Origin of the sequence: Azoarcus sp. DD4, assembly GCF_006496635.1 — a bacterium.
Taxonomy (GTDB): Bacteria; Pseudomonadota; Gammaproteobacteria; order Burkholderiales; family Rhodocyclaceae; genus Azoarcus.
This window is the reverse complement of sequence record NZ_CP022958.1, coordinates 3,521,053-3,541,812: the sequence shown is the minus strand read 5'-3', so window position 1 is coordinate 3,541,812 and position 20,760 is coordinate 3,521,053. Positions and strand designations below refer to the sequence as shown.

The window sequence follows — 20,760 nt, the reverse complement described above, 5'->3', positions numbered from 1 at the left end:
ATGGTACTGACCCCCGGTTTCCGCCTGCCGATGAAACTCTACGTCCCCGCTTCTTCCGTGCAGACGCCCCTGGTCGGCCCCGCCCAGCTGGCGGGCCTGCTGGTCACCATCGTGGCGCTGCACCTGTGCGCCCGCTACAGCTTCCTGCTGTTTCACACGCTGGTCGAGTCGATCCGCATCTTCGTGCTCGGCGGCATGTTCGTGCTCGCCTGGCATTCGCGCCGCTGGTCGGGCAATGCCTTCCTGTCGGTAATTGGCATCGCGGCCGTCTTCATCGCCGGGCTGGAGCTGCTGCACACGCTCGGCTACAAGGGCGTGGGCATCCTCAAGGGCTACGACGCCAATCTGCCAACCCAGTTGTGGATCGCCTTCCGCTATCTCGAAAGCCTGTCCTTCCTGCTGGCCGCCGGGGTGGCGCACCGCAGGGTGAATGGCCGCGTGCTGATCGGCGGATACGCGGCGATCACGGCGGCACTGATCGCCGCGGTGCTGACCGGGGTGTTTCCCGACTGCTACGTGGAAGAGCAGGGGCTCACTGCCTTCAAGATCGGCAGCGAATACGTCATCGCCGGCATCTTCGTCGCCAGCCTGCTGGTGCTCTACCGGCAGCGTCGCCACTTCGACAACGCGGTCCTCGCGACCATCATGGCCTCCATCGTGCTCGGCATCCTCGCCGAGCTGGCCTTCACCCAGTACGTCAGCGTGTTCGGCGCGGCCAACGAGTACGGCCACTACCTGCTGCTGGCCTCGGCCTATTTCCTGTACCGCGCCGTCCTCGTGACCGGCATCGTCGCGCCCTACGACCTGCTGTTCCGCAACCTCAAGCAGAAGGAGGCGGAACTGGAAAGCAAGGTCATCGAGCGCACTGCCGCACTGCGCAAGAGCCAGGCCCTGTCCACCGCCTTTGCCGAGAACTCGCCGTCGGCGATCTACATGACCGACCGCGATTTCCGCTACACCCTGGTCAATACGGCCTTCGAACGCCTGGCCGGCCGGCCGCGGGCGGGCATCATCGGGCGCAATGCCTTCGAGGTGTTCCCGGCACAGTACGCGCGCCGCATCGACGACGACAACCAGCAGGTCATCCGCGAGCGGACGGTGGTGATGGGCACCGACAAGCTCCGCGTCGGCGACGACGAGCGCGTATTCGAGGCGGTGCGCTTTCCGATTGTGGACGATCACGGCGAGCTGGTCGGGGTTGGCGGCGTGGCCACCGACGTCACCGACTTCCGCATGGCGGAGGAACGCTATGGCACCATCATCCGCGCCTCGATGGACGCCTTCGTCATCCTCGACTGGGCGGGCCGTTTCACCGAGGTGAATGACGCAGCCTGCGAGCTCAGCGGCTACAGCCGGGGGCAGATGCTGGAAATGGGCGTGGGCGCGCTGGAAGCGGCGCTGGATGCTGCGGCCATCGGTGCACGCCTCGAGGCAGTGGCCGCGGCGGGCGCCGGCCGCTTCGACAGCCGCTGGCGGCGGCAGGACGGCAGCTTCTGCGACATCGAGGTCAGCATCAACTACATCGATGGCGCGATGGGCGCGCGCTTCTTCGCCTTCGTGCGCGACATCACCGAGCGCAAGGCGGCGGTGGCGCGCATCGAGTTCCTCGCCCATCACGACGTGCTCACCGGCCTGCCGAACAAGCTGCTGTTCCAGGAGCGCTTCCTGCAGGTCGCCGCCTATGCCGAACGCGAAGGCCGCCGCTGTGCGCTGCTCTATCTCGATCTCGACAACTTCAAGGTCATCAACGATTCGCTCGGACACGTTGCCGGCGACGCGCTGCTCAAGCGCACCGCCGGCCGGCTCACCGCCTGCATGCGCGAGACCGACGCGGTGTGCCGTGTGGGCGGCGACGAATTCCTGGTGCTGCTGGCCGATGCCGGTGATACCGGCACCATCACTGCCGTCATCGGCAAGGTGCTGCAGCAGTTGGCTGCGCCGATGGAGATCGATCACCACGAACTGGTGACCACGGTGTCGCTCGGTGCGGCGGTGTTTCCGGAGGACGGCCGCGATTTCGAGACCCTGTTCAAGAAGGCCGACACGGCGATGTTCCAGGCCAAGGCGGCGGGGCGCAACGCCCATCGCTTCTTCGACGAGGGGATGAACGCCAACGCGCTCGAACGTCTGGCCCTGCTCGGCCGCCTGCGTGGTGCCGTCGAGCGCAAGGAACTGGTGCTGCATTACCAGCCCCAGATCGACCTTGTCAGCGGCGAGGTGACCGGCGCCGAGGCCCTGATCCGCTGGCGCCATCCGGAACAGGGCGAGATCTCGCCGGCGCGCTTCATCCCGCTGGCCGAAGACAGCGGCCTCATCGTGCAGATCGGCGCCTGGGTGCTGGAGGAGGCCTGCCGGCAGGCAGCGCGCTGGCAGCAGGCCGGTCTGCCGGAGATCGTTGTGGCGGTCAATCTCTCGGCCGTGCAGTTCCGCAGTCCCGAGCTCTACCAGACGGTGGCGGACGCGCTCGCCGCCGCCGGGCTGGACGCCGAGTATCTGGAGCTGGAACTGACCGAGTCCATCCTGCTCGGCGACGTCGATTCGGTGCTCGAAAGCGTGCAACGCTTCAAGCGCCTGGGGCTGCGGTTGTCCATCGACGATTTCGGCACCGGCTATTCCAGCCTGTCCTACCTCAAGCGCTTCGCGGTGGACAAGCTGAAGATCGACCAGTCCTTCGTGCGCGAGATGGACAAGAACCCGGACGATGCCGCGCTGGTGCAGGCCATCATCCAGATGGCGCGCAGCCTGGGGCTCAAGACCATCGCCGAGGGCGTCGAGCACGAACACCTGGTCGAGCGCCTGCGCAGCTACGCTTGCGACGAGGCGCAGGGCTACCACTTCGGCCGGCCGATGCCGGCCGACGCCTTCGCTGCCTACATGGCGGAACATTCGGCGAGGACCACCGCCTAGCCGGCCGCCGGCTGCGCCGCGTAGAACTGGCGCGGCGAACAGCCGAAAGCACGGCGGAACATTGCCGAGAACGCGCTCGGGCTGGCGTAGCCGAGTTCCGCAGCAATCTCGGCATAGGGCCGGCCTTGGGCGACCAGCACCGTGGCGTGGGTCAGCCGTACCTGCTGGCGCCACAGGCCGAAGCTCATGCCCATCTCGCTTTGGAACAGGCGCGCCAGCGTGCGACTGCTGGCGCCGACCCGACGCGCCCATTCCGTGAGCGGGGCATTGTCGGCCGGATCCGCCATCAGCGCTTCGCACAGGGCGCACAGGCGGCGATCCACCGGCTGCGGCAGGCGCAGGTCCAGCGTGCGTGCCTGGCCCAGCTCGGTCAGCAGCAGCGCCTGGATCTGCGTGCGGCGCTCGCTTTGCGGTGGGCGGGGGAGCAGCGCTTCGATCAGTTCGCGCATCAGCGGGGTGATCTCCAGCACCGCGCACTGCGACGGCGGCAGTGCGGCACAATCGCCGGAGACATGGACCACGCGCAGGCGCACATGGCCGAGCATGCTCTGCTGGTGTTCGACGCCTGGCGGCACCCATACCGCGCGGAAGGGCGGCACCAGCCAGCGGCTGCCGGGGACGTCCATGCAGACTGCGCCGCTCACCGGATAGGCGAGTTGACCCCAGGGGTGGCTGTGCCAGGGAATGATGGAATCCGGCGGCGGCTCGCGCATCAGCACCGAGATCGGATCCTCGGCGGTGGGCTGTGGACGGGGCGGGAGTTCGAAAATCGGACGTGGCATGTTCTCGATAGTAGTTGTCCCGCTTGCGATCATGTGCCAAGTGGTGAGCGGATTATCATCGGTCGGCAGCCTTTTGTCGCAGGAGCCGCTCATGACCCAAGCTCAAACCCATGTCCGCCACGATGCCGGCGTGATCGCCGTGGTGGCTTTCGCGCACGGCACCTCGCACTTCTTCCAGCTGGTGCTGCCGTCGCTGTTTCCCTGGTTGATGCAGGCCTTCGAGCTCGATTTCACCCGTGTCGGTCTGGCGATGACCGCCTTCTACGTGGTGTCCGCCTTCGGCCAGGCCGCCGCCGGATTCGCGGTGGACCGCTTCGGCGCCTATCGCGTGCTGAGCGCCGGGGTCTCGCTGCTCGGCATCGCCGCGCTGCTGGTGTCGATGGCGCAGGGGCTGGGCGGGCTGGTGCTGGCAGCGGTGATCGCCGGCTGCGGCAATGCGGTCTTCCACCCGGCCGACTTCAGCCTGCTCAACCGCAAGGTGTCGGAAGCACGGCTGGGTCACGCCTTCTCGGCGCATGGCCTGTCGGGCAACCTCGGCTGGGCGCTGGCGCCGGTGTTCATGGTTGGCCTGGCCACGTTCGCCGGCTGGCGGATGGCGGCGGTCGGCGCCGCGGTGCTTGCTTTCGTCAGCGTCGCCTGCCTGTTCTTCGCCCGCCACTGGCTGGCCGACGGCGCCGAGCGCAGCGAGGCGCGCAAGCAGCAGAGCAGCGCAAGCTCGCTCGACTTCATCCGCGTGCCGGCGGTGTGGCTGTGCTTCCTGTTCTTCTTCTTCACCACCATGGCTTTCGGCGCCTTCCAGAACTACGGCACGCCGCTGCTGCAGTCGCTCTACGGCCTGAGCCTGGCCTCGGCGGCGAGCGGCATCACCGCCTTCCTGCTGGCGGCGGCCGGCGGCGTCTTCGTCGGCGGCTTCATTGCCAGCAAGGTCGCGGCGCACGACCGCCTGGTCGCCGTCTTCCTCGCGGCCGCCGCGGCGATGGCGCTGGTGCTTGCCGCTGGCGTGCTGCCCGGCTGGGTGGCGGTGCCGGCGCTGGCCTTCATCGGCTTCTGCACCGGCGTGGCCGGGCCGTCGCGCGACATCCTGGTGCGGCGTTCGGCGGTGTCGCGCTTCGGCGCCAGCGCCTACGGCCGCATCTACGGTCTGGTCTATTCCGGCATCGATAGTGGCATGGCGCTGGCGCCGCTGGCCTTCGGTCCGCTGATGGACGGCCGCCATTTCTCGATGGTGATGGCCGGCGTGGCGGTGCTGCAGATCGGCGCGGTGGTGTCGGCGCTGGCGGCGGCGCGGCGGGCGGAAGCGCCGGCGGCAGCGGTGGCGTCGGCCTGAGCCGGCAACTTCCTTGCGGGCCGCGGCTAGCTGAGATTGCCGGCTGCGGCCCCGCCTCGTATGCTGCCGGACTGTCAATTGCCGAGCATGCCGGAATGCGCGAAGCCGGAAGCCCCTACCCTGAAAACTCGCTGGCGCGTCTGATCGTCGGCCCCTGCCATACAGAAGGCGGACGATGAATGCGGCGTCGCCACGGCAGGCCGCGGTGCCGGCCGGCAGCCGGATCGCCACGCGTACCGCGGGTGCGCACTTCCACGACGCCTGGGTTGTACGCGCCGGCGAGCCGGACCTGTCGGCGCTCGGCCAGTTCATCAAGGCCTTCGGCCGCACGCCGCACTGGGTGGATGCCTGCATGCGGCTGCGCAATCGTGTCGTCCGTCTGGCCGGACTTAAGGATCTCGGCGCCATGGCCGCCATCGATCCCGCCCGCCCGGAAGGCGATTACCGGCCGGGCGATCGTCTGGGCATTTTCACGCTGTACGAGATCGGCCACGACGAAGTGCTGCTCGGCGACTGCGACCGCCATCTCGACGTGGTGCTGTCACTGCACTGCGCGCGCGGCGATCGGGGCGAAACGTTGGTCACGGTGTCGACGGTCGTCCACGTCCATAACCTGCTGGGCCGGCTTTACATGCTGCCGGTCGCGCCGATGCATCGGGTGATCGCCCCCGCGGTGCTGCGGACGGTATCGCAGCCGGGCTAGGACACCGCGCCGGGCGCTGACCCGACGCGGGGGCGAGGCCGCTCAGCGTGGGTTCGCGGCCAGCGCAGTGGTTCTAGCCGGTGCGGCGTCTGCCGTGGCCGATGCCTCCCAGCCGCCACCCAGCGCGCGGATCAGCGCCACCGTGGACCGCGCCCGTTCCCCATCCAGCTGCAGCGCCACCCGGCGCTGCTGCAGCACGCTGCGGTCGGCGTCGATCACCTCGAAATAGCTGGTGGCGCCTTCGCGGTACTGCAGCTGCGACAGCCGCGCGGCGCGCTCGGACGCGGCCACCGCTTCGTCCTGGGCCTGGGTCTGCCTGCCGAGGATGCGCAGGTTGGCGAGCCCGTCCTCCACCTCGCGGAAGGCACCGAGCACGGTCTGGCGGTAGCGCGCCACGTCTTCCTCGTACACCGCGCGGGCGCGGTCTAGGTCGGCCTGGCGGCGGCCGCCGTCGAAGATCGGCATCGACAGCACGCCGCCCACCAGCGGGCCGAGCAGGAAGGTGCGGCTGGACCACTGGAAGAGGTCGCCGAGTTCGGCGGATTCGTAGCCGAACGCGCCGGTCAGGCTGAGGCGCGGGAAGAAGGCTGCACGCGCCACGCCGATGCGGGCGTTGGCTGCGGCCATCGCGCGTTCGGCGGCGGCGATGTCGGGCCGGCGTTCGAGCAGCGCCGACGGCAGCCCGGCCGGCACGCCGACTGTGATGCGGGCGAGCGGCTGGGCAGCGAAGCTGAACTCCGCCGGCGGCTTGCCGAGCAGGATGGCGAGGGCGTGTTCGGCGGCGGCACGGCGACGGGCGATGCCGTGCGCTTCCGACTGGGCGCTGGCGAGTTCGGTGCGGGCACGGGCCACGTCCAGCTCGCCGATGTCGCCGGCCTCGAAGCGGCGCTGCACCAGCTTCAGCGCCTCGCCGCGCAGGTCGACGGTGGCACGGAACAGCGCCTGCTCGGCGTCGAGTTCGCGCAACAGGAAGTAGGCCTGGGCCACATCCGCCTGCAGCGCGAGCTGCACCGAGCGCAGCAGCGCCTCGCGCTGCTGGGTGTCGGCGCCGGCGGCGTCCACGCTGGAGGCGACGCGGCCGAACAGGTCCACTTCATAGCCGATGCCCGCCTGCGCCCGCCACAGCGTGCTGGGCGACACCGAGGCGTCCTCGTCCAGCCCTTGGGACGCGGGCGAGGGGCGCTGGCGGGTGGGGCCGAAGCTGGCGTCGATCTGCGGCATGCGCTCGGAGCGGGCGCTGCCTTCCAGCGCGCGCGCCTGGGCGAGGCGGGCGGCGGCGGCCTTGAGGTCCTGGTTGGCGGCCAGCGCCTCGGCTTCGAGCGCGTTCAGCGTGTCGTCGCCGAAGATGCGCCACCATTCGCCGCGGTGCTGGTCCTCGGCGGGCGCGGCGGTTTTCCACTTCGCGGCGGCGGCTTCGAGCGCCGGATCGGCCTCCTTGAAGGCGGCCGGGGTCGCGACCTCGGGGCGCTCATACACCGGCGCCAGCGAGCAGCCGGCCAGCGTCAGCAGGGTGGCGAGCAGCAGCGGGATGCGCCGGGTGAATCTTGATGCGTTGTCGTTCATGTCGTCGGCTCCGGGCTCAGGAGACAAGATGGGGCGCGGGAATCGGCGCGGCATGGGGATTGGCAGTGTGCAGCTTGCTGCCTCTGCCGAGGCTGCGCAGCAGCACGTAGAACACGGGGGTCAGGAACAGGCCGAACAGCGTGACCCCGAGCATGCCGAAGAACACCGCGACACCCATCGCGTGGCGCATTTCCGAACCGGCGCCGGACGACAGCACCAGCGGCACCACGCCCATGATGAAAGCGATGGAAGTCATCAGGATCGGGCGCAGGCGCAGCCGGCTGGCTTCGATCGCGGCCTCCTTCGGCGTGCTGCCCTGCAGTTCCAGCTCGCGGGCGAACTCGACGATCAGGATGGCGTTCTTCGCCGACAGCCCCACCAGCACCATCAGGCCGATCTGGGTGAAGAGGTTGTTGTCGCCGGCGGTCAGCCACACCCCGGTGAGGGCGGCGAGGATGCTCATCGGCACGATCATGATCACCGCCAGCGGCAGCGTCAGGCTTTCGTACTGCGCGGCCAGCACCAGGAACACCAGCAGCACCGACAGCGGGAAGATCCACACGCCGGCATTGCCCGCCAGGATCTTCTGGTAGGTGAGGTCCGTCCATTCGAACTTGATGCCGGGCGGCAGGGTTTCGGCGGCGATGCGCTCGGCCGCGGCTTCGGCCTGGTCGGAGGAATAGCCGGGCGCGGGGCCGCCGTTGATGTCGGCGGCGGTGTAGCCGTTGTAGCGCACCACCATCTCCGGGCCGAAGCTGTTATGCACGCGCACCATCGACGACAGCGGCACCATCTCGCCGGCGGCGTTGCGCGTCTTTAGCTGGCCGATGTCTTCCGGCCGGGCGCGGAAGGGCGCGTCGGCCTGGGCGCGCACCTGGTAGACGCGGCCGAAGCGGTTGAAGTCGTTCACGTACAGCGAGCCGAGGTAGATCTGCATGGTGTCGAACACGTCGGTGACCGACACTCCGAGCTGCTTGGCCTTGACGCGGTCCAGATCGACGTCGAGCTGCGGCACGTTGATCTGGTAGCTGGTGAAGCTGGGGCCGAGTTCCGGCGCCTTCTGCGCGGCGGCGATGAAGGCCTTGGCGGCGGCGTCGAGTTCGGCGTAGCCGAGCGCGCCGCGGTCCTCGATCTGCAGCTTGAAGCCGCCCAGCGTGCCCAGGCCCATCACCGGCGGCGGCGGGAAGACCGCGATGAAGGAATCCTTGATCGCGGCGTACTTGCCGTTGAGCGCGGCGGTGATCGCGCCGGCGGAAAGTTCCGGCGCGCGGCGTTCGTCGAAGGGCTTGAGGGTGACGAACACGATGCCGGCCGACGAGCTGTTGGTGAAGCCGTTGATCGACAGCCCGGGGAAGGCGATCGCGCTCTGCACGCCGGGCTGTTCCAGCGCGATCTGGCTCATGCGGCGGATGACATCTTCGGTGCGGTCGAGCGAGGCGCCGTTGGGCAGCTGGGCGAAGCTGATCAAATACTGCTTGTCCTGCGCCGGCACGAATCCACCGGGCACCACGTAGGAGACGCCCGCGGTCAGCGCCAGCAGCGCCGCGTACACGGCCATCACCTTGCTCTTGCGCCCGATCACGCCGGTAACGCCGCGGCCATAGTTCTCCGAGGCGCGGCCGAAGGCGTGGTTGAAGCGGGCGAAGAAGCCGCCGAACACACGGTTCATGACGCGTGTCAGCCAGTCGGGGTCGTGGTCGTGGTGGGGTTTGAGCAGCAGCGCGGCGAGCGCGGGCGACAGGGTCAGCGAATTGAACGCCGAGATCACCGTGGAGATGGCGATGGTCATCGCGAACTGCTTGTAGAACTGGCCGGTGAGACCGGTCATGAAGGCGAGCGGCACGAACACCGCGACCAGCGTGAGCGCGATCGCGATGATCGGCCCGCTCACTTCCTGCATCGCGCGGTAGGTGGCGTCGCGCGGGCTGAGGCCGGCGGCGATGTTGCGCTCCACGTTCTCGACCACGACGATGGCGTCATCGACCACGATGCCGATCGCCAGCACCATGCCGAACAGCGACAGCGCGTTGATCGAATAGCCGAAGGCCAGCATCAGCCCGAAGGTGCCGACGATGGACACCGGCACCGCCAGCAGCGGGATGATGGAAGCGCGCCAGGTCTGCAGGAAGAGGATGACCACCAGCACCACCAGCGCCACCGCTTCGAGCAGGGTCACCACCACTGCCTTGATGCTGGCGCGGACGAACTGGGTGGGGTCGTACTCGATGCGGTAATCGACCGAGCTGGGGAAGTCCTGCTTGAGTTCGGCCATGGCGTCGCGCACCGCGGCGGAGACGGCGAGCGCGTTGGCGCCCGGCGCCTGCATGATGCCCATGCCGATCGCCGGCTTGTTGTCGAGCAGCGAGCGCAGGCCGTACTCGGCCGCGTCCAACTCGACGCGGGCGACATCGCCCAGGCGGGTGACGCCGCCGTCGGCCGAGGTCTTCAGCACGATGTCGCGGAACTCGACCTCGGTCTTCAGCCGGCCCTGGGCATTCACCGAGAACTGCAGCGGCACGTCCGGCAGGGTGGGCGAGGCGCCGATCACGCCGGCAGCCACCTGCACGTTCTGTTCGCGGATCGCGCGTACCACATCGCTGGCGGTGAGGCCGCGCTGGGCGACCTTGTTCGGGTCCAGCCACACCCGCATCGCGTAGTTGCCGGCGCCCCAGATCGACACTTCGCCGACGCCCTGGATGCGCGCGAGGCGATCCTTGACGTTGAGCACCGCGTAGTTGCGCAGGTAGGTGGCGTCGTAACGGTCGTCGGGCGAGAGGAGGTGCACCACCAGCGTCAGCGTCGGCGAGCTTTTCACCGTGGTCACGCCGAGCCGTTGCACGTCTTCCGGCAGCCGCGGCAGCGCCTGCGAGACGCGGTTCTGCACCAGCTGCTGGGCCTTGTCCGGGTCCATGCCGAGGCGGAAATGCACGGTCAGCGCGAGGTTGCCGTCGCTGTTGGCCTGGGACTGCATGTAGAGCATGTCCTCGACGCCGTTGATCGATTCCTCCAGCGGCGAGGCGACGGTTTCGGCGATGACCTTGGGGTTGGCGCCGGGGTACTGGGCGCGCACCACCACCGAGGGCGGCACCACTTCCGGGTACTCCGAGATCGGCAGCTGGAACATCGCCAGCATGCCGCCGAGCAGGATCAGCACCGACAGCACACCGGCGAAGATCGGCCGGTCGATGAAGAATTTCGAGATGTTCATGGGGGCGGGCTCAGCTGTTGTCGGCGGTGGCGGCGCGGGCGGTGGGCGCGGGCGGGGCCGCCGCGCCCGACATCAGCACCAGGTTGGGATTGACGATCTGGCCGGGGCGGGCGCGCTGCAGGCCATTGACCACGATGCGCTCGCCCTCCTGCAGGCCGCTTTCCACCACCCTCATCGCGCCTTGCGCGGCGCCGAGGGTGACTTCGCGGTAGGCGGTGCGGTTGGCGTCGTCCACCACCAGCACGAAGCGCTTGTCCTGGTCGGTGCCGATTGCCTTTTCGTCGATCAGCAGGGCCTGGCGCGGGGTTGCGCTGCCCAGCCGGATGCGGGCGTAGAGACCAGGCAGCAGGCTGGCGTCCGGGTTGTCGAACACTGCGCGTACCCGGATCGTGCCGCTGGAGGTGTCCATGCGGTTGTCGACAGAGCTGACCGTGCCGCTGCGTGGGTAGTCGTCCTCGTTGGCCAGGCCCAGATGCACTGGTACCGCAGCGCCCTGCTTGCCGTTGATCGAGGCGAGGAAGCTTTGCTCGTCCACGTCGAAGGCGGCGTACATGCGCGACACCGATACCAGGGTGGTGAGCGGCGGGGTGCCCGGACCGGAGGCGACCACATTGCCCACGGTCACCTCGGCGCGCGAGACCTTGCCGGCCACCGGAGCTGTGATGCGGGTGTATTCGAGGTTGAGGCGGGCGGATTCCACCTCGGCGCGCGCGGCCAGCCGGTTGGCCTCGGCTTCGCGCGCGGCGTTCTGCTTTTCCTCGTAGTCGCGGCGGGCGATGGCGTTGTCGGCGATCAGCCGTTCGCCGCGGGCGAGGTCGCCGGCGGTGTAGGCGGCGCGGGCCTCGGCGGCGGCGAGCCGGGCGCGGGCGTGCTCCAGTGCGGCGGCGTAGGGGCGGGGGTCTATGGTGAACAAGGCGTCGCCCTTCTTTACCAGCGCGCCGTCCTGGAAATGGACTTCGGTGATGGTGCCGGACACCAGCGGGCGGATCTCCACCCTGTCGACAGCTTCCAGCCGGCCGGAGTAACTTTGCCAGTCGGTGATCTGCTGGCTGGTGACGGCGGCTACGTCCACCGGGCTGGCCGGGGGCGGCGCGGCGGTGGCGCGGGCGTCGGTCTGGACGGTGAGCGCGGCGAGGCCGCCGCTGATGGCGAGCAGTACCGCAACCGTGGTGGCGAGGGCGTAAGGTTTGCGCAAAAGGGACATCGTGATGCTCCTGTCGGGATCGCTGCACCGGCCGACCGGGCTGCGATGGTGCTTTTGGGGCCGCCCTTCGCTTGTGGCAAGGGGTTGGCGAGTTATGGTTTGAAGCGCTTGCGGCGGTTGTCGGTAATGCCGCGGTGCATCAATATTGGGTATTGTTTCCCTTCGGATAAATGTCTTAAATCCGGAAACACTATTCGAGCAGTGCGAATAATCACGCCGACACTTGGCGGATAATTCATGCACCGACAGATACGTGGGGTAGGGGATGGATCGCTTTCAGGCCATGCAGGTGTTCACGCGCGTGGTGGACGCCAACAGCTTTTCGCGCGCGGCCGACAGCCTCGGCCTGCCGCGCGCCACCGTCACCAACATCATCCAGAACCTGGAGCGCCTGCTGCAGGTGCGGCTGCTCAACCGCAGCACGCGGCGGCTGAGTCTTACCGAGGACGGCGCGGCCTATTACGAGCGCTGTGTTGCCATCCTCGCCGATGTCGAGGAGACCGAGGCTTCGTTCCGCGCCGCCGCGAGCCGGCCGCGCGGCCGGCTGCGCATCGACGTGCCGGCCTCGCTCGGGCGGCTGGTGCTGATCCCGCGCCTGTGTGAATTCCACAGCCGCTACCCGGAGCTGGAGCTGGCCATCGGCATGGGCGACCGTCCGGTGGATCTGGTGCGCGAGGCGGTCGATTGCGCGCTGCGCGTCGGCAACCTGCCCGACTCGTCGCTGGTCGCGCGCCGGGTTGGCACCTTCTTCGGCGTGACCTGCGCGGCGCCGTCCTACTTCGAGCGCCACGGCGAACCGCAGACCATCGCCGAACTCGCCGATCATCGCGCGGTGAACTACTTCTCCAGCCTCACCGGCCGCACAATAGACTGGGATTTCGTCGTCGACGGTGAGGTCGTCGAGGTCAAGATGAACGGGGTGGTGTCGGTGAACGACAGCGACGCTTATCTCGCCTGCGCGCTGCAGGGTTTCGGCCTGGTGCAGATGCCGCGCTTCATGGCGCTGCCTCATCTGGAATCGGGGGCGCTGCGCGAGGTGCTGCCGCAATGGGCGCCGTCGCCGATGCCGATGTCGGTGGTCTATCCGGCCAACCGCCACCTGTCGCCCAAGGTGCGCGCCTTCGTCGATTGGGTGAGCGAGCTGTTCGCCGAGTGCCCGCTGATGGGCGGCCGCAGCGCGGTGGATTACTGCTGCAGTTACAAGGGCCAGCCTGGCGGTAACACCCTGCGGTCGCTGGTGGATCAGCAGAACCTCGCCGAAAGCGTGCTTTGAGCGCCGACCCGCCCGCCGTCCGAGCGCGGTGAAGGCGGGCGTTCAGGGTTATGGTTTGCGTGCCGTGCCCTCGAGCTGGTCGTATACCGCAGTGGCGATGCGGGCGAGTTCGGCCTTGGCAATCGCGGCCGACAGCGCGTAGCCGAACCTGCCGTCTATCCAGTAGAAGACCTTGAGGCCGCCTTCCTCGGCAAAGCGGAAGCCGGTGTCGCCGTAGGTGGCGTTCTCGGTGGAGACATAGAGTGTCAGGCGCTGGCCGCCCGCGTCCTGGTACATGAACTGCGCGACCGGGCCGCTGCTGCCGGGGAGCAGGCGGCCGCCGATCAGTTCGAAACCGAGCGCCGCCAGCCGTGGCGGATGCACCGGCGTGCCCAGCCGCTTCGACAGCCAGGCGACGAGCTGCTCCTCGTGTGCCGCGTCCACTTCCACCGGGCGGCGCACGTCGGGGCTGAATACCGCATGCGCCACCGCCGCCTGGCGGGACAGGTTGGGCAGCGCATGCGCGAGCGTGGCTTGCGGCCGATAGCGCTCGTGGGCCAGCCAGCCGGCAGCGCCGCCGAGGAGGGTGAGCAGCACCGCCGCCGCGGCGCGCAACAGCGGCAGACGCCAGCGGACGCTCGCGGTGGCTGCCGCGGGGCCGCGGCCAGGGCCGGCCGCCGCACGGCACAGGGATTCGGGAATCGCTTCGTCCTGCAGCGGGGCAAAGCGGGCGCGCAGGGCCTGGTTCTGCGCCCGGTAGGCGTGCACTCGTTCCGCTGCCTGCGGATTCGTCGCCAGGTAGTCGTCGACATCCGCCTGCCGCGCCGCGGGTAACTGGCCGTCGGCAAAGGCGTGGAGATCGGCTTCGGTGACAGGGGCTTTGCTCATCGCACGATTCTCAGTCTGGTGCCGGCCTGCCCGCCGTCCATGATGGTCCGCAGCCGCTCGCGGCCGCGCGACAGCCGCGACATCACCGTGCCGAGCGGGATGCCCAGGGTCGCGGCGACCTCGTCGTAGCGCATCTCTTCCAGTGCGACCAGCAGCAGCACCGCGCGCTGTTCCTCGGGCAGGCGGGCCAGCGCCGCGTCGAGGTCGCCGACTTCGAGCGCGTCGGCCTGCGTCGGCCGGGTGGGCAGGTCGAGATCGCCGTCTTCCAGCGATCGCGTCGACAGGCCGGGGCGGCGCAGCTGGTCCATCCTCAGGTTGTGCATGATGCCGAACAGCCAGGCGCGCAGCTCGCCGTCCGGTCGCCATTGCGCCGCGCGCGCCCAGGCGCGCTCCAGCGTGTCCTGCACCAGATCGTCGGCGGCGGCGCGCTCGCCCACCAGCGCCCGCGCGTAGCGGCGCAGGCGCGGCAGTTCGGCGAGGAGCGCGCGGCTGTCCATGCCGGCTCAGGGCTTGGCGATGTGCCAGACATTGTTGACGCCGTCGCCGGTCTTGTCGCCGGGCTTCTGGTCCTTGATCCAGAAGTAGAGCGGCTTGCCCTTGGCGGCCCACTGCTTCTTGCCGTCGTCGCGGGTGACGATGCTGTAGTCGCCGCTCGCCATTTCGCCTTCCTTGACCATCAGCGGCGGCCAGTTGGTGGCGCAGGCGTCGTTGCACACGCTCTTGCCGCTGCCGGCGGTGTCCTTGTCGAAGGTGTAGAGGGTCATGCCGTTGCTGCCGGTCAGCATGCCGTCGGCCACCTTGATCGAGGCGGGCATCATCGCGTCGGCGGACCAGGCGGGGAAGGCGGCGAAGGCGAGCAGGCCGATGGCGAGGGCGCTTGCATGCAGTTTCATGATGGATCTCCGTTGCGGTTGTCGGGGCTTGCAAGGGGGTATACGGAAACCGGCGTCGGTTTATTCCATCAAGCCGATGCGGCCAGGGTGGCCGGATCGCGCGGCAGCCCATGCGGACAGCTTAGTCGCGCGGCGCTGTGGGCGCCCGGCGGCGTGCGGTCCGGATGCCGCGCGCCGCAAGGAAGCCCCGTTCAGTGCCGGGTGATCACCACTTCGAGGTATTCGCCGGGCACCACCAGCGAGTCCGCGCCGCCGGTATTGCGCGCTTCGAGTAGCTGCATCAGGTCGGCGTGCAGGCGGGCCTGGCCGTCGCCGTCGAGTGCCGCGAAGGCCTTGTGGGTGGGGCCGTAGTAGCTGCGGAAGATGTCTATCCAGTGGGCGGGCGAGCGGTAGCGGAAGTTGAAGGCGCGGCGCACGCAGCGGATGTCGGCGGCGTGGCGGCCGAAGAGTTCGACCAGGTAGGGTTCGTCGCCCCAGCGCAGGGGCGAGCGGAGACCCGCCGGCGGCGGCACGTGCTTGCCGACCACGCGGAACAGCTCGCCGATGAAGCCTTCCGGCGTCCACGTGGCCAGGCCGATGCGTCCGCCGCGGCGGACCACGCGCAGCAATTCGCCGGCGCAGCGGTCGTGGTCGGGCGTGAACATCGCGCCGAAGGTCGACAGGACCACGTCGAAGCTGCTGTCGGCAAAGGGCAGGGCTTCGGCGTCGGCAACGCGGAAGTCCACCGCCAGGCCCTCGGCCCGGGCGCGCGCCTCCCCCTTGTCGAGCAGCTGCGGCACGTAGTCTGTCGAGGTGACATCGGCAAAGCGGCGGGCTGCGGCCAACGTGGCATTGCCGTTGCCTGCGGCGACGTCGAGCACTCGCTCGCCGGCGCGCAGGTCCGCCGCCTCGGCCAGCGATTCGCCGACGATCTGCAGCGTGGTGCCGATGACGGCGAAATCGCCGCTGGCCCAGGTCGCCTGCTGGCGGGCCTTGATCGCCTCGAGGTCGGGGGCCGGCGTTACCGGTGTGGTGGCCGGGCCGGACGGGCACAGTTCGATGGGTGCATTCATGATCGGTCTCCTGTCGATGGGAAGGCCGGGTCTCTGCGGACCCGGGTCGGGTTGCTTTCATCACTTGCCGACGAGTCCATTCTTCCGCTGGCGGCAGATCGGTGCTTCACTGAGAGTCGGGGAAACTTGCTCGTGCGTCCGCCGTTGCAGCGCGACCCGGCCCGGCGCCGTGAGTCGGCCACCCGGCTTTGCCGACAGGAGCGCGACCATGAATGGAGATCCGCTATCCGACCTGCTGCGTACCGTCCGCTTGCGCGGTGCGGTGTTCTACTACGTCAGCTGTTGGGAGGACTGGGCCGCCGAAGCGCCGCCCGCGTGCGAGATCGCCCCGGCGGTGCTGCCTGGCGCCGAGCACGTCATGGAGTTCCATATGGTCGCCCGCGGGAGCGGCTGGGCGGCCGTCAGCGGCCTGGCGCCGGTGCGGCTCGAAGCCGGCGACATCGTCATGTTTCCGCACGGCGACGCCCATGTGATGTCGAGCGCGCCGCACGTGGAGCCCCAGCGCATCGAGGCCGACTGGGTGTTCGCCACCCGTCACGACCCCAAGCCGATGCCCGTCGCCTATCACCGTGGTGTACGGGAACCGGGCGCGCCGGCGCCGGTGTCGGATGCCGAGACCATCCTGGTGTGCGGCTTTCTCGGCTGCGACCTGCGTCCCTTCAACCCGCTGGTAGCGGCGCTGCCGCGCCTGTTGCACCTGCCGGCAGCACGCGCAGGCGGCTGGGTGGCACGCGTCATCGACCAGGCGGCGCAGGAATCGACCGATCCGCGCCCCGGCGGCGATGCGGTGCTCGAACGGCTGGCGGAGATGATGTTCGTGGATACCGCGCGGCGTTATCTCGACAGCCTGCCGGAGGGCGCCACCGGCTGGCTGGCCGGCCTGCGCGACCGCTACGTCGGCCGGGCGCTGGCGTTGCTGCACCAGTACCCGGAACGTCCGTGGACAATGGACGAGCTCGGTCGCGAGGTCGGCCTGTCGCGTTCGGCCCTGCATGAGCGCTTCATGCAGTTCATCGCCGAACCGCCGATGCACTACCTCGCCAACTGGCGCATCCAGCTCGGCTCGCGCCTGCTGCGCGAGAGCAAGCGCACCGTGGCGTCGATCGCGCTGGACGTCGGCTACGAGTCGGAAGCGGCGTTCTCGAGGGCGTTCAAACGTCTGGTCGGGCTGCCGCCGGCGACCTGGCGGCGGACTGCTGCGGCCGGGTGAGGGGCCGCCGGGAATGGCGATGGCGTCACGCCCGGCCGCTGCTCTGGCCGCGTATCACCCCGCCCGCGATCAGGTGGGCGACGCGCAGCGGCTCGGGCACCAGGCTGTGCTGGCGCAGGCCCTGCAGAAGCGAAGTCGCGTCCGCCAGCGTGATGCCGGCGCGTTGCACGAACAGCGGGCCGACGGCCTCGACCGGGCCGGCCGCTTCTATCAATCGCCACTTGCGCGCACCGCCGCGCACGTGGGCAAGCAGCGCCCGCCGGATCGAATCGAAGTCGGGAGGGCGGCGCAGCACGACAATGATCGGCACGCCGAGCGCGGCGTTCAGGGTCGGCAGATCGACGACGTTGAAACCGGCGAAGGTGATGCCCTGCAGCAGCACGGCGTGGATCTGCGGGAAGAAGCGCGAGCGCCGCACGATGCCGTCGATGACGCGCGTGGCGTTTGCTCCGTCGCGGCGCAGCTTGCCCGACAGCACGCCGTCGAGCCGCTTGCCGGCGAACACCGTACCGACGACGAGCACATCGCCCCGGTGACTGCGGTCGAAGGGTGCGTCGTCGAACGCGATGATGTGGCTGATCCGGCGGGACATCGTGGCGTGCGTGTGAAGATGGAAGGAGAAGACCGTCGTGACGCCCCTGCATGAATTGCTGAGCCGTATCCGCTGGGACGCCGAATTCGGTGCCGCACGCTTTGTACTCGGCTACTACGACCGCGTCGCCGGCCGCATTGTTCGCATCGACCTGCGCGAAGTCACGCGTGACGCCGCAAACCACTCGATGCTCGACCTGATCGATGAGGACGGCCACGCACGCAGTATTCCGCTGCACCGGGTCAAGGAAGTGTTGCGCAACGGCAAGCTGATCTGGCGGCGGGCGCATTGAGCAGGCGCGGACGCGGCTTGCGAGGATTTCCGCCGGCAAGGGAAGTGCTGGCCGCAGATGCCGCGCCATGCCGCGTCGGGCACGTCCCCGGCGTGGCGTGCGCGGCTTTCGGTCAGGCGTGAAGTAGTTGCGGTTTGCGAGCAGAAAATGGCAGCTTTGGTCGTGTGCTGCCGGTATTCGAAGGCCCCACATATTGATTACACTCTCGACGCCTCGATGTCATGCCCGCCGCGTGCTGTTTCGACGTCGGCATATCGGTGTGGCGGCGACGCTGTATTGATGTGCTGACGATGGCATGATCGTCGGGCTTGCCGCCGCAGTGGCGGCTGACCGTGCCGACGCTTCGAATACTTGCCACTAGACGTTTGCCACCCGTGCCTGCCATCCATTTCATCTCCGGTTTGCCGCGCTCGGGCTCGACCCTGCTGGCGGCCCTGTTGCGGCAGAACCCGCGCGTCCATGCCGGCATGAGCGGGCCGGTCGGCGGTCTGGTGAGCAGCCTGCTGCACGAGATGAGTGCGCGCAACGAGTACGCCGTGTTCATCAACGATGCGCAGCGGCAACGCATCCTGCGTGGTGTGTTCGAGCAGTATTACGGGCCCGAATTTCCGCACGAGGTGATCTTCGACACCAACCGGGTGTGGTGCGCGCGCATGTCGCTGCTGCACACGCTGTTTCCGCAGGGCAAGGTCATCGCATGCGTTCGGGACATGCCGTGGATCGTCGATAGCGTCGAGCGCCTGATCCAGCGCAATGCCTTGTCGCCGTCGTCGATCTTCAACTACCAGACCGGCGGCACCGTCTATTCGCGCGCCGATGGCATCGCCAACGGTGAAGGCCTGGTGGGCTACGCCTACAACGCCCTGAAGGAGGCCTTCTTCGGCGAGCATGCGGCCAGGCTGATGCTCGTCCAGTACGAAACGCTGGTCGCGCAACCGCAGCGGGTGCTGGACGCCGTCTACGATTTCATCGGCGAACCGTCGTTCAGCCACGATTTCGAGAACATCCGCTTCGATGCCGACGAGTTCGATACCCGCGCCGGCACGCCCGGCCTGCATGCGATCCGGCCGCGGGTGTCGGCCGATCCGCGCATGAGTGTGCTGCCGCCCGACATCTTCCGCCGCTTCGAGAACGACGCCTTCTGGCGCAACCCGGACGTCAATCTGCGCCAGGTGCGGGTCGTATGACGGTTTTCGGGGGATGCCGATGATCGCGCTCGAGTCAACCGTGGCGGACTCCGCGCCGTCGGAGGCCGATCTGGCCTTCTGGCGCTCGCTGCGGGACCGGGTGCTGCCGCTGCGCCCGAGCCAGTACGACCTGACCTCGACCTGCAATCTCCAGTGTGAAGGTTGCCTGTTCTTTTCCGGCAGCGATTACCTGGGGCACACCGACGTCCACGAACTGGCGACCGTCGACACCTTCTTCGCCGCCGAGGCTGCCCGTGGCGTGCGCTATGGCTATTTCGGCGGCGCCGAGCCTTCGTTGGTGCAGGAAAAGCTGGTGATCGCGGCCCGGCATCTGCCCTATGGCGTGGTCTTCACCAACGGCACGCAGCGCATTTCCGACGAAGTGCCCTTCCGCATTCATGTGTCGGTGTGGGGGCGGACGGCGACGAGCAGGGCGCTGCGCGGCGCCGACGTTCAGCAGAAGCAGGTACGGAACTACCGCGGCGACAAGCGCGCGGTCTTCGTCATGACGCTGAATGCCCGGAATATCGACGAGGTCGGCGCGGTCGCCGCGATGTGCGCCGACAACGATCTCGCCCTGAGCTTCAACCATTACAGCCCCACGCAGCGCTACACGCGTTTCATCCAGGGCGATGCGCCGGCGGACCGCTACCATGCGAGCAGTTCGCAGACCGACAACCTGATGCTTCGGCCCGCACACCTCGCCCGTGCGCGCGAGCTGATCGCGCGGCTGATGGACGACGCCGCGTGCCGGATCATCTACAGCCGCGAATTCAACGACATCATCCACGACCCCGCCGGCCTCTACCCGGAACTGCAGCCGGGCACCGATCTGGCGGCCGATTGCGGCGTCCGGCTGACCGCTTCGCTTCGTCACTACAACACCGATTTCAGCGCCAGTTCCGGCAAGTGCTGTACGCCGAATGTGGATTGCCGGTCGTGCCGGCTCTATGCCCAAAGCTATGCGACGGTGCTGGCACGTGCCACCCGTTCGCTGCGTCAGCCGCAGGCGCTGGCGCGGGCGATCCGCATGTGGCGGGTGTGGTGCGCGCTCTTTCTCAACGACGACGGCCTCGCCGCCGTTGCCTCTGCTTCATGACCGGAGACCCTTCCCGCATGCGTCTTACCGATTCCGCGCGCAGGCTGCGCACGTTTCGCGGCTACGACATCGCCTGGCTGTTCGGTGCCGGGAACTCGGCGGAAACGCGTGCCGCGCTGGTCCGCTTCTGGGCCGACCACGGCGCCATCGACGACCCGTTCGCGGCCTGGCGGCGCACCTTCGAGGTGGGCGCGGTGGCGCTCGACGGACAGGGCGACATCGCCGGCGTGTCGTCCTTCTACCCGGACATCCTGCCCGCCGACGGCCGGCCCTACTGGTTCTACCGCACCTTCGTGCGGCCCGACAGCCGCGTCGTGGGCCTGGCGCCGCAGTTGTTCGACTGCACTTTCGCGACCCTGGCCGTCGACTATGGCGGGGAGCCGGGGGCGCCGGAGGGCGTGGTCACGATCATGGAAAACCCGAAGCTCGACACGCCCGCCGGGCTGCGGGTGATCCGCCAGAGCGGCCTGACCCTGCTTGGCACCGACGTTCATGGCCGCAGCGTGTGGCGCCGCCGCTTTGCAGACACCTGACTACGCCGCAAGCCCTGCTTCCAGCACCCTGTGCAAGACGAAATAACCCAGCAATAACAAGACCAAGG

18 protein-coding genes are annotated in these 20,760 nt (G+C 68.6%); 9 read left to right on the top strand and 9 right to left on the bottom strand.

Going from position 1 to position 20,760, the window contains the following annotated elements; translation table 11 throughout:
* A complete protein-coding gene (locus tag CJ010_RS16305) occupies nt 1–2,907 on the top strand; it encodes an EAL domain-containing protein (RefSeq protein WP_141019017.1) in 2,907 nt (968 codons plus the stop codon).
* Here CJ010_RS16305 and CJ010_RS16300 read toward each other — a convergent pair.
* Complete coding sequence (locus CJ010_RS16300) at nt 2,904–3,689, bottom strand: helix-turn-helix domain-containing protein (protein ID WP_141019016.1); 786 nt, start codon at nt 3,687–3,689, stop codon at nt 2,904–2,906. The genes CJ010_RS16305 and CJ010_RS16300 overlap by 4 nt on opposite strands.
* Before the next feature lie 91 nt (nt 3,690–3,780).
* On the opposite strand from CJ010_RS16300, the gene CJ010_RS16295 reads away from it, so the two are divergent.
* Nucleotides 3,781–5,016, top strand: coding sequence for an MFS transporter (locus tag CJ010_RS16295; RefSeq protein ID WP_141019015.1), 1,236 nt, complete (start codon nt 3,781–3,783; stop codon nt 5,014–5,016).
* A gap of 175 nt (nt 5,017–5,191) precedes the next feature.
* A complete protein-coding gene (locus CJ010_RS16290; RefSeq protein WP_141019014.1) occupies nt 5,192–5,719 on the top strand; it encodes a DUF2867 domain-containing protein in 528 nt (175 codons plus the stop codon).
* Nucleotides 5,720–5,761: 42 nt separating this feature from the next.
* On the opposite strand, the gene CJ010_RS16285 is transcribed toward CJ010_RS16290, so the two are convergent.
* From CJ010_RS16285 to CJ010_RS16275, 3 genes are read right to left on the bottom strand one after another with little or no spacing between them, the layout of a single operon-like run.
* Entirely contained in the window at nt 5,762–7,282 is a 1,521-nt protein-coding gene (locus CJ010_RS16285; protein ID WP_141019013.1) for an efflux transporter outer membrane subunit, read from the bottom strand.
* Nucleotides 7,283–7,298: 16 nt separating this feature from the next.
* Nucleotides 7,299–10,490 carry an efflux RND transporter permease subunit gene (locus CJ010_RS16280; RefSeq protein ID WP_141019012.1) on the bottom strand — a complete coding sequence of 1,064 codons (3,192 nt, stop codon included), beginning with the start codon at nt 10,488–10,490 and terminating at the stop codon, nt 7,299–7,301.
* A 10-nt stretch (nt 10,491–10,500) separates the two neighbouring features.
* Nucleotides 10,501–11,694 carry an efflux RND transporter periplasmic adaptor subunit gene (locus tag CJ010_RS16275; RefSeq protein WP_141019011.1) on the bottom strand — a complete coding sequence of 398 codons (1,194 nt, stop codon included), beginning with the start codon at nt 11,692–11,694 and terminating at the stop codon, nt 10,501–10,503.
* Nucleotides 11,695–11,959: 265 nt separating this feature from the next.
* Between CJ010_RS16275 and CJ010_RS16270 the strand changes: the two genes are divergently transcribed.
* Complete coding sequence (locus CJ010_RS16270; protein WP_141019010.1) at nt 11,960–12,967, top strand: LysR family transcriptional regulator; 1,008 nt, start codon at nt 11,960–11,962, stop codon at nt 12,965–12,967.
* A gap of 48 nt (nt 12,968–13,015) precedes the next feature.
* On the opposite strand, the gene CJ010_RS16265 is transcribed toward CJ010_RS16270, so the two are convergent.
* The 4 genes from CJ010_RS16265 to CJ010_RS16250 all read right to left on the bottom strand — a co-directional run bounded on the left by CJ010_RS16265 (nt 13,016) and on the right by CJ010_RS16250 (nt 15,779).
* Entirely contained in the window at nt 13,016–13,834 is an 819-nt protein-coding gene (locus CJ010_RS16265) for an anti-sigma factor (RefSeq protein WP_141019009.1), read from the bottom strand.
* Nucleotides 13,831–14,331 (bottom strand): RNA polymerase sigma factor, encoded by a 501-nt coding sequence (locus tag CJ010_RS16260; protein WP_141019008.1) that lies wholly within the window; start codon nt 14,329–14,331, stop codon nt 13,831–13,833. Before CJ010_RS16260 ends, CJ010_RS16265 begins: the two co-directional genes overlap by 4 nt.
* A gap of 6 nt (nt 14,332–14,337) precedes the next feature.
* Nucleotides 14,338–14,727, bottom strand: a complete 390-nt coding sequence (locus tag CJ010_RS16255) for a hypothetical protein (RefSeq protein WP_141019007.1) — start codon at nt 14,725–14,727, stop codon at nt 14,338–14,340.
* A 191-nt stretch (nt 14,728–14,918) separates the two neighbouring features.
* Nucleotides 14,919–15,779: a class I SAM-dependent methyltransferase gene (locus CJ010_RS16250; RefSeq protein ID WP_141019006.1), complete on the bottom strand. Its 861-nt coding sequence runs from the start codon at nt 15,777–15,779 to the stop codon at nt 14,919–14,921.
* A 208-nt stretch (nt 15,780–15,987) separates the two neighbouring features.
* Between CJ010_RS16250 and CJ010_RS16245 the strand changes: the two genes are divergently transcribed.
* Nucleotides 15,988–16,989 (top strand): AraC family transcriptional regulator, encoded by a 1,002-nt coding sequence (locus tag CJ010_RS16245; protein ID WP_141019005.1) that lies wholly within the window; start codon nt 15,988–15,990, stop codon nt 16,987–16,989.
* A 25-nt stretch (nt 16,990–17,014) separates the two neighbouring features.
* Here the strand turns inward: CJ010_RS16245 and CJ010_RS16240 are convergent, their stop codons facing one another.
* Nucleotides 17,015–17,581 carry a DUF99 family protein gene (locus tag CJ010_RS16240; RefSeq protein ID WP_141019004.1) on the bottom strand — a complete coding sequence of 189 codons (567 nt, stop codon included), beginning with the start codon at nt 17,579–17,581 and terminating at the stop codon, nt 17,015–17,017.
* 37 nt (nt 17,582–17,618) lie between these two features.
* On the opposite strand from CJ010_RS16240, the gene CJ010_RS16235 reads away from it, so the two are divergent.
* From CJ010_RS16235 to CJ010_RS16220, 4 genes are all read left to right on the top strand, one after another.
* The gene (locus tag CJ010_RS16235) at nt 17,619–17,873 is read left to right on the top strand and encodes a DUF504 domain-containing protein (protein ID WP_141019003.1); all 255 of its coding nucleotides are present in this window, start codon (nt 17,619–17,621) and stop codon (nt 17,871–17,873) included.
* A gap of 374 nt (nt 17,874–18,247) precedes the next feature.
* Complete coding sequence (locus CJ010_RS16230) at nt 18,248–19,060, top strand: sulfotransferase (protein WP_141019002.1); 813 nt, start codon at nt 18,248–18,250, stop codon at nt 19,058–19,060.
* Between the two features lie 19 nt (nt 19,061–19,079).
* Nucleotides 19,080–20,159 carry a radical SAM protein gene (locus CJ010_RS16225; RefSeq protein ID WP_141019001.1) on the top strand — a complete coding sequence of 360 codons (1,080 nt, stop codon included), beginning with the start codon at nt 19,080–19,082 and terminating at the stop codon, nt 20,157–20,159.
* 17 nt (nt 20,160–20,176) lie between these two features.
* A complete protein-coding gene (locus tag CJ010_RS16220) occupies nt 20,177–20,692 on the top strand; it encodes a hypothetical protein (RefSeq protein ID WP_141019000.1) in 516 nt (171 codons plus the stop codon).
* The last annotated feature ends 68 nt before the right edge of the window (nt 20,693–20,760 follow it).

Bases quoted from the DNA above. Each gene is read 5' to 3' on its own strand.
- CJ010_RS16305 (WP_141019017.1), top strand. From the start codon at position 1: ATGGTACTGACCCCCGGTTTCCGCCTGCCGATGAAACTCTACGTCCCC.
- CJ010_RS16300 (WP_141019016.1), bottom strand. From the start codon at position 3,689: ATGCCACGTCCGATTTTCGAACTCCCGCCCCGTCCACAGCCCACCGCC.
- CJ010_RS16295 (WP_141019015.1), top strand. From the start codon at position 3,781: ATGACCCAAGCTCAAACCCATGTCCGCCACGATGCCGGCGTGATCGCC.
- CJ010_RS16290 (WP_141019014.1), top strand. From the start codon at position 5,192: ATGAATGCGGCGTCGCCACGGCAGGCCGCGGTGCCGGCCGGCAGCCGG.
- CJ010_RS16285 (WP_141019013.1), bottom strand. From the start codon at position 7,282: ATGAACGACAACGCATCAAGATTCACCCGGCGCATCCCGCTGCTGCTC.
- CJ010_RS16280 (WP_141019012.1), bottom strand. From the start codon at position 10,490: ATGAACATCTCGAAATTCTTCATCGACCGGCCGATCTTCGCCGGTGTG.
- CJ010_RS16275 (WP_141019011.1), bottom strand. From the start codon at position 11,694: ATGTCCCTTTTGCGCAAACCTTACGCCCTCGCCACCACGGTTGCGGTA.
- CJ010_RS16270 (WP_141019010.1), top strand. From the start codon at position 11,960: ATGGATCGCTTTCAGGCCATGCAGGTGTTCACGCGCGTGGTGGACGCC.
- CJ010_RS16265 (WP_141019009.1), bottom strand. From the start codon at position 13,834: ATGAGCAAAGCCCCTGTCACCGAAGCCGATCTCCACGCCTTTGCCGAC.
- CJ010_RS16260 (WP_141019008.1), bottom strand. From the start codon at position 14,331: ATGGACAGCCGCGCGCTCCTCGCCGAACTGCCGCGCCTGCGCCGCTAC.
- CJ010_RS16255 (WP_141019007.1), bottom strand. From the start codon at position 14,727: ATGAAACTGCATGCAAGCGCCCTCGCCATCGGCCTGCTCGCCTTCGCC.
- CJ010_RS16250 (WP_141019006.1), bottom strand. From the start codon at position 15,779: ATGAATGCACCCATCGAACTGTGCCCGTCCGGCCCGGCCACCACACCG.
- CJ010_RS16245 (WP_141019005.1), top strand. From the start codon at position 15,988: ATGAATGGAGATCCGCTATCCGACCTGCTGCGTACCGTCCGCTTGCGC.
- CJ010_RS16240 (WP_141019004.1), bottom strand. From the start codon at position 17,581: ATGTCCCGCCGGATCAGCCACATCATCGCGTTCGACGACGCACCCTTC.
- CJ010_RS16225 (WP_141019001.1), top strand. From the start codon at position 19,080: ATGATCGCGCTCGAGTCAACCGTGGCGGACTCCGCGCCGTCGGAGGCC.
- CJ010_RS16220 (WP_141019000.1), top strand. From the start codon at position 20,177: ATGCGTCTTACCGATTCCGCGCGCAGGCTGCGCACGTTTCGCGGCTAC.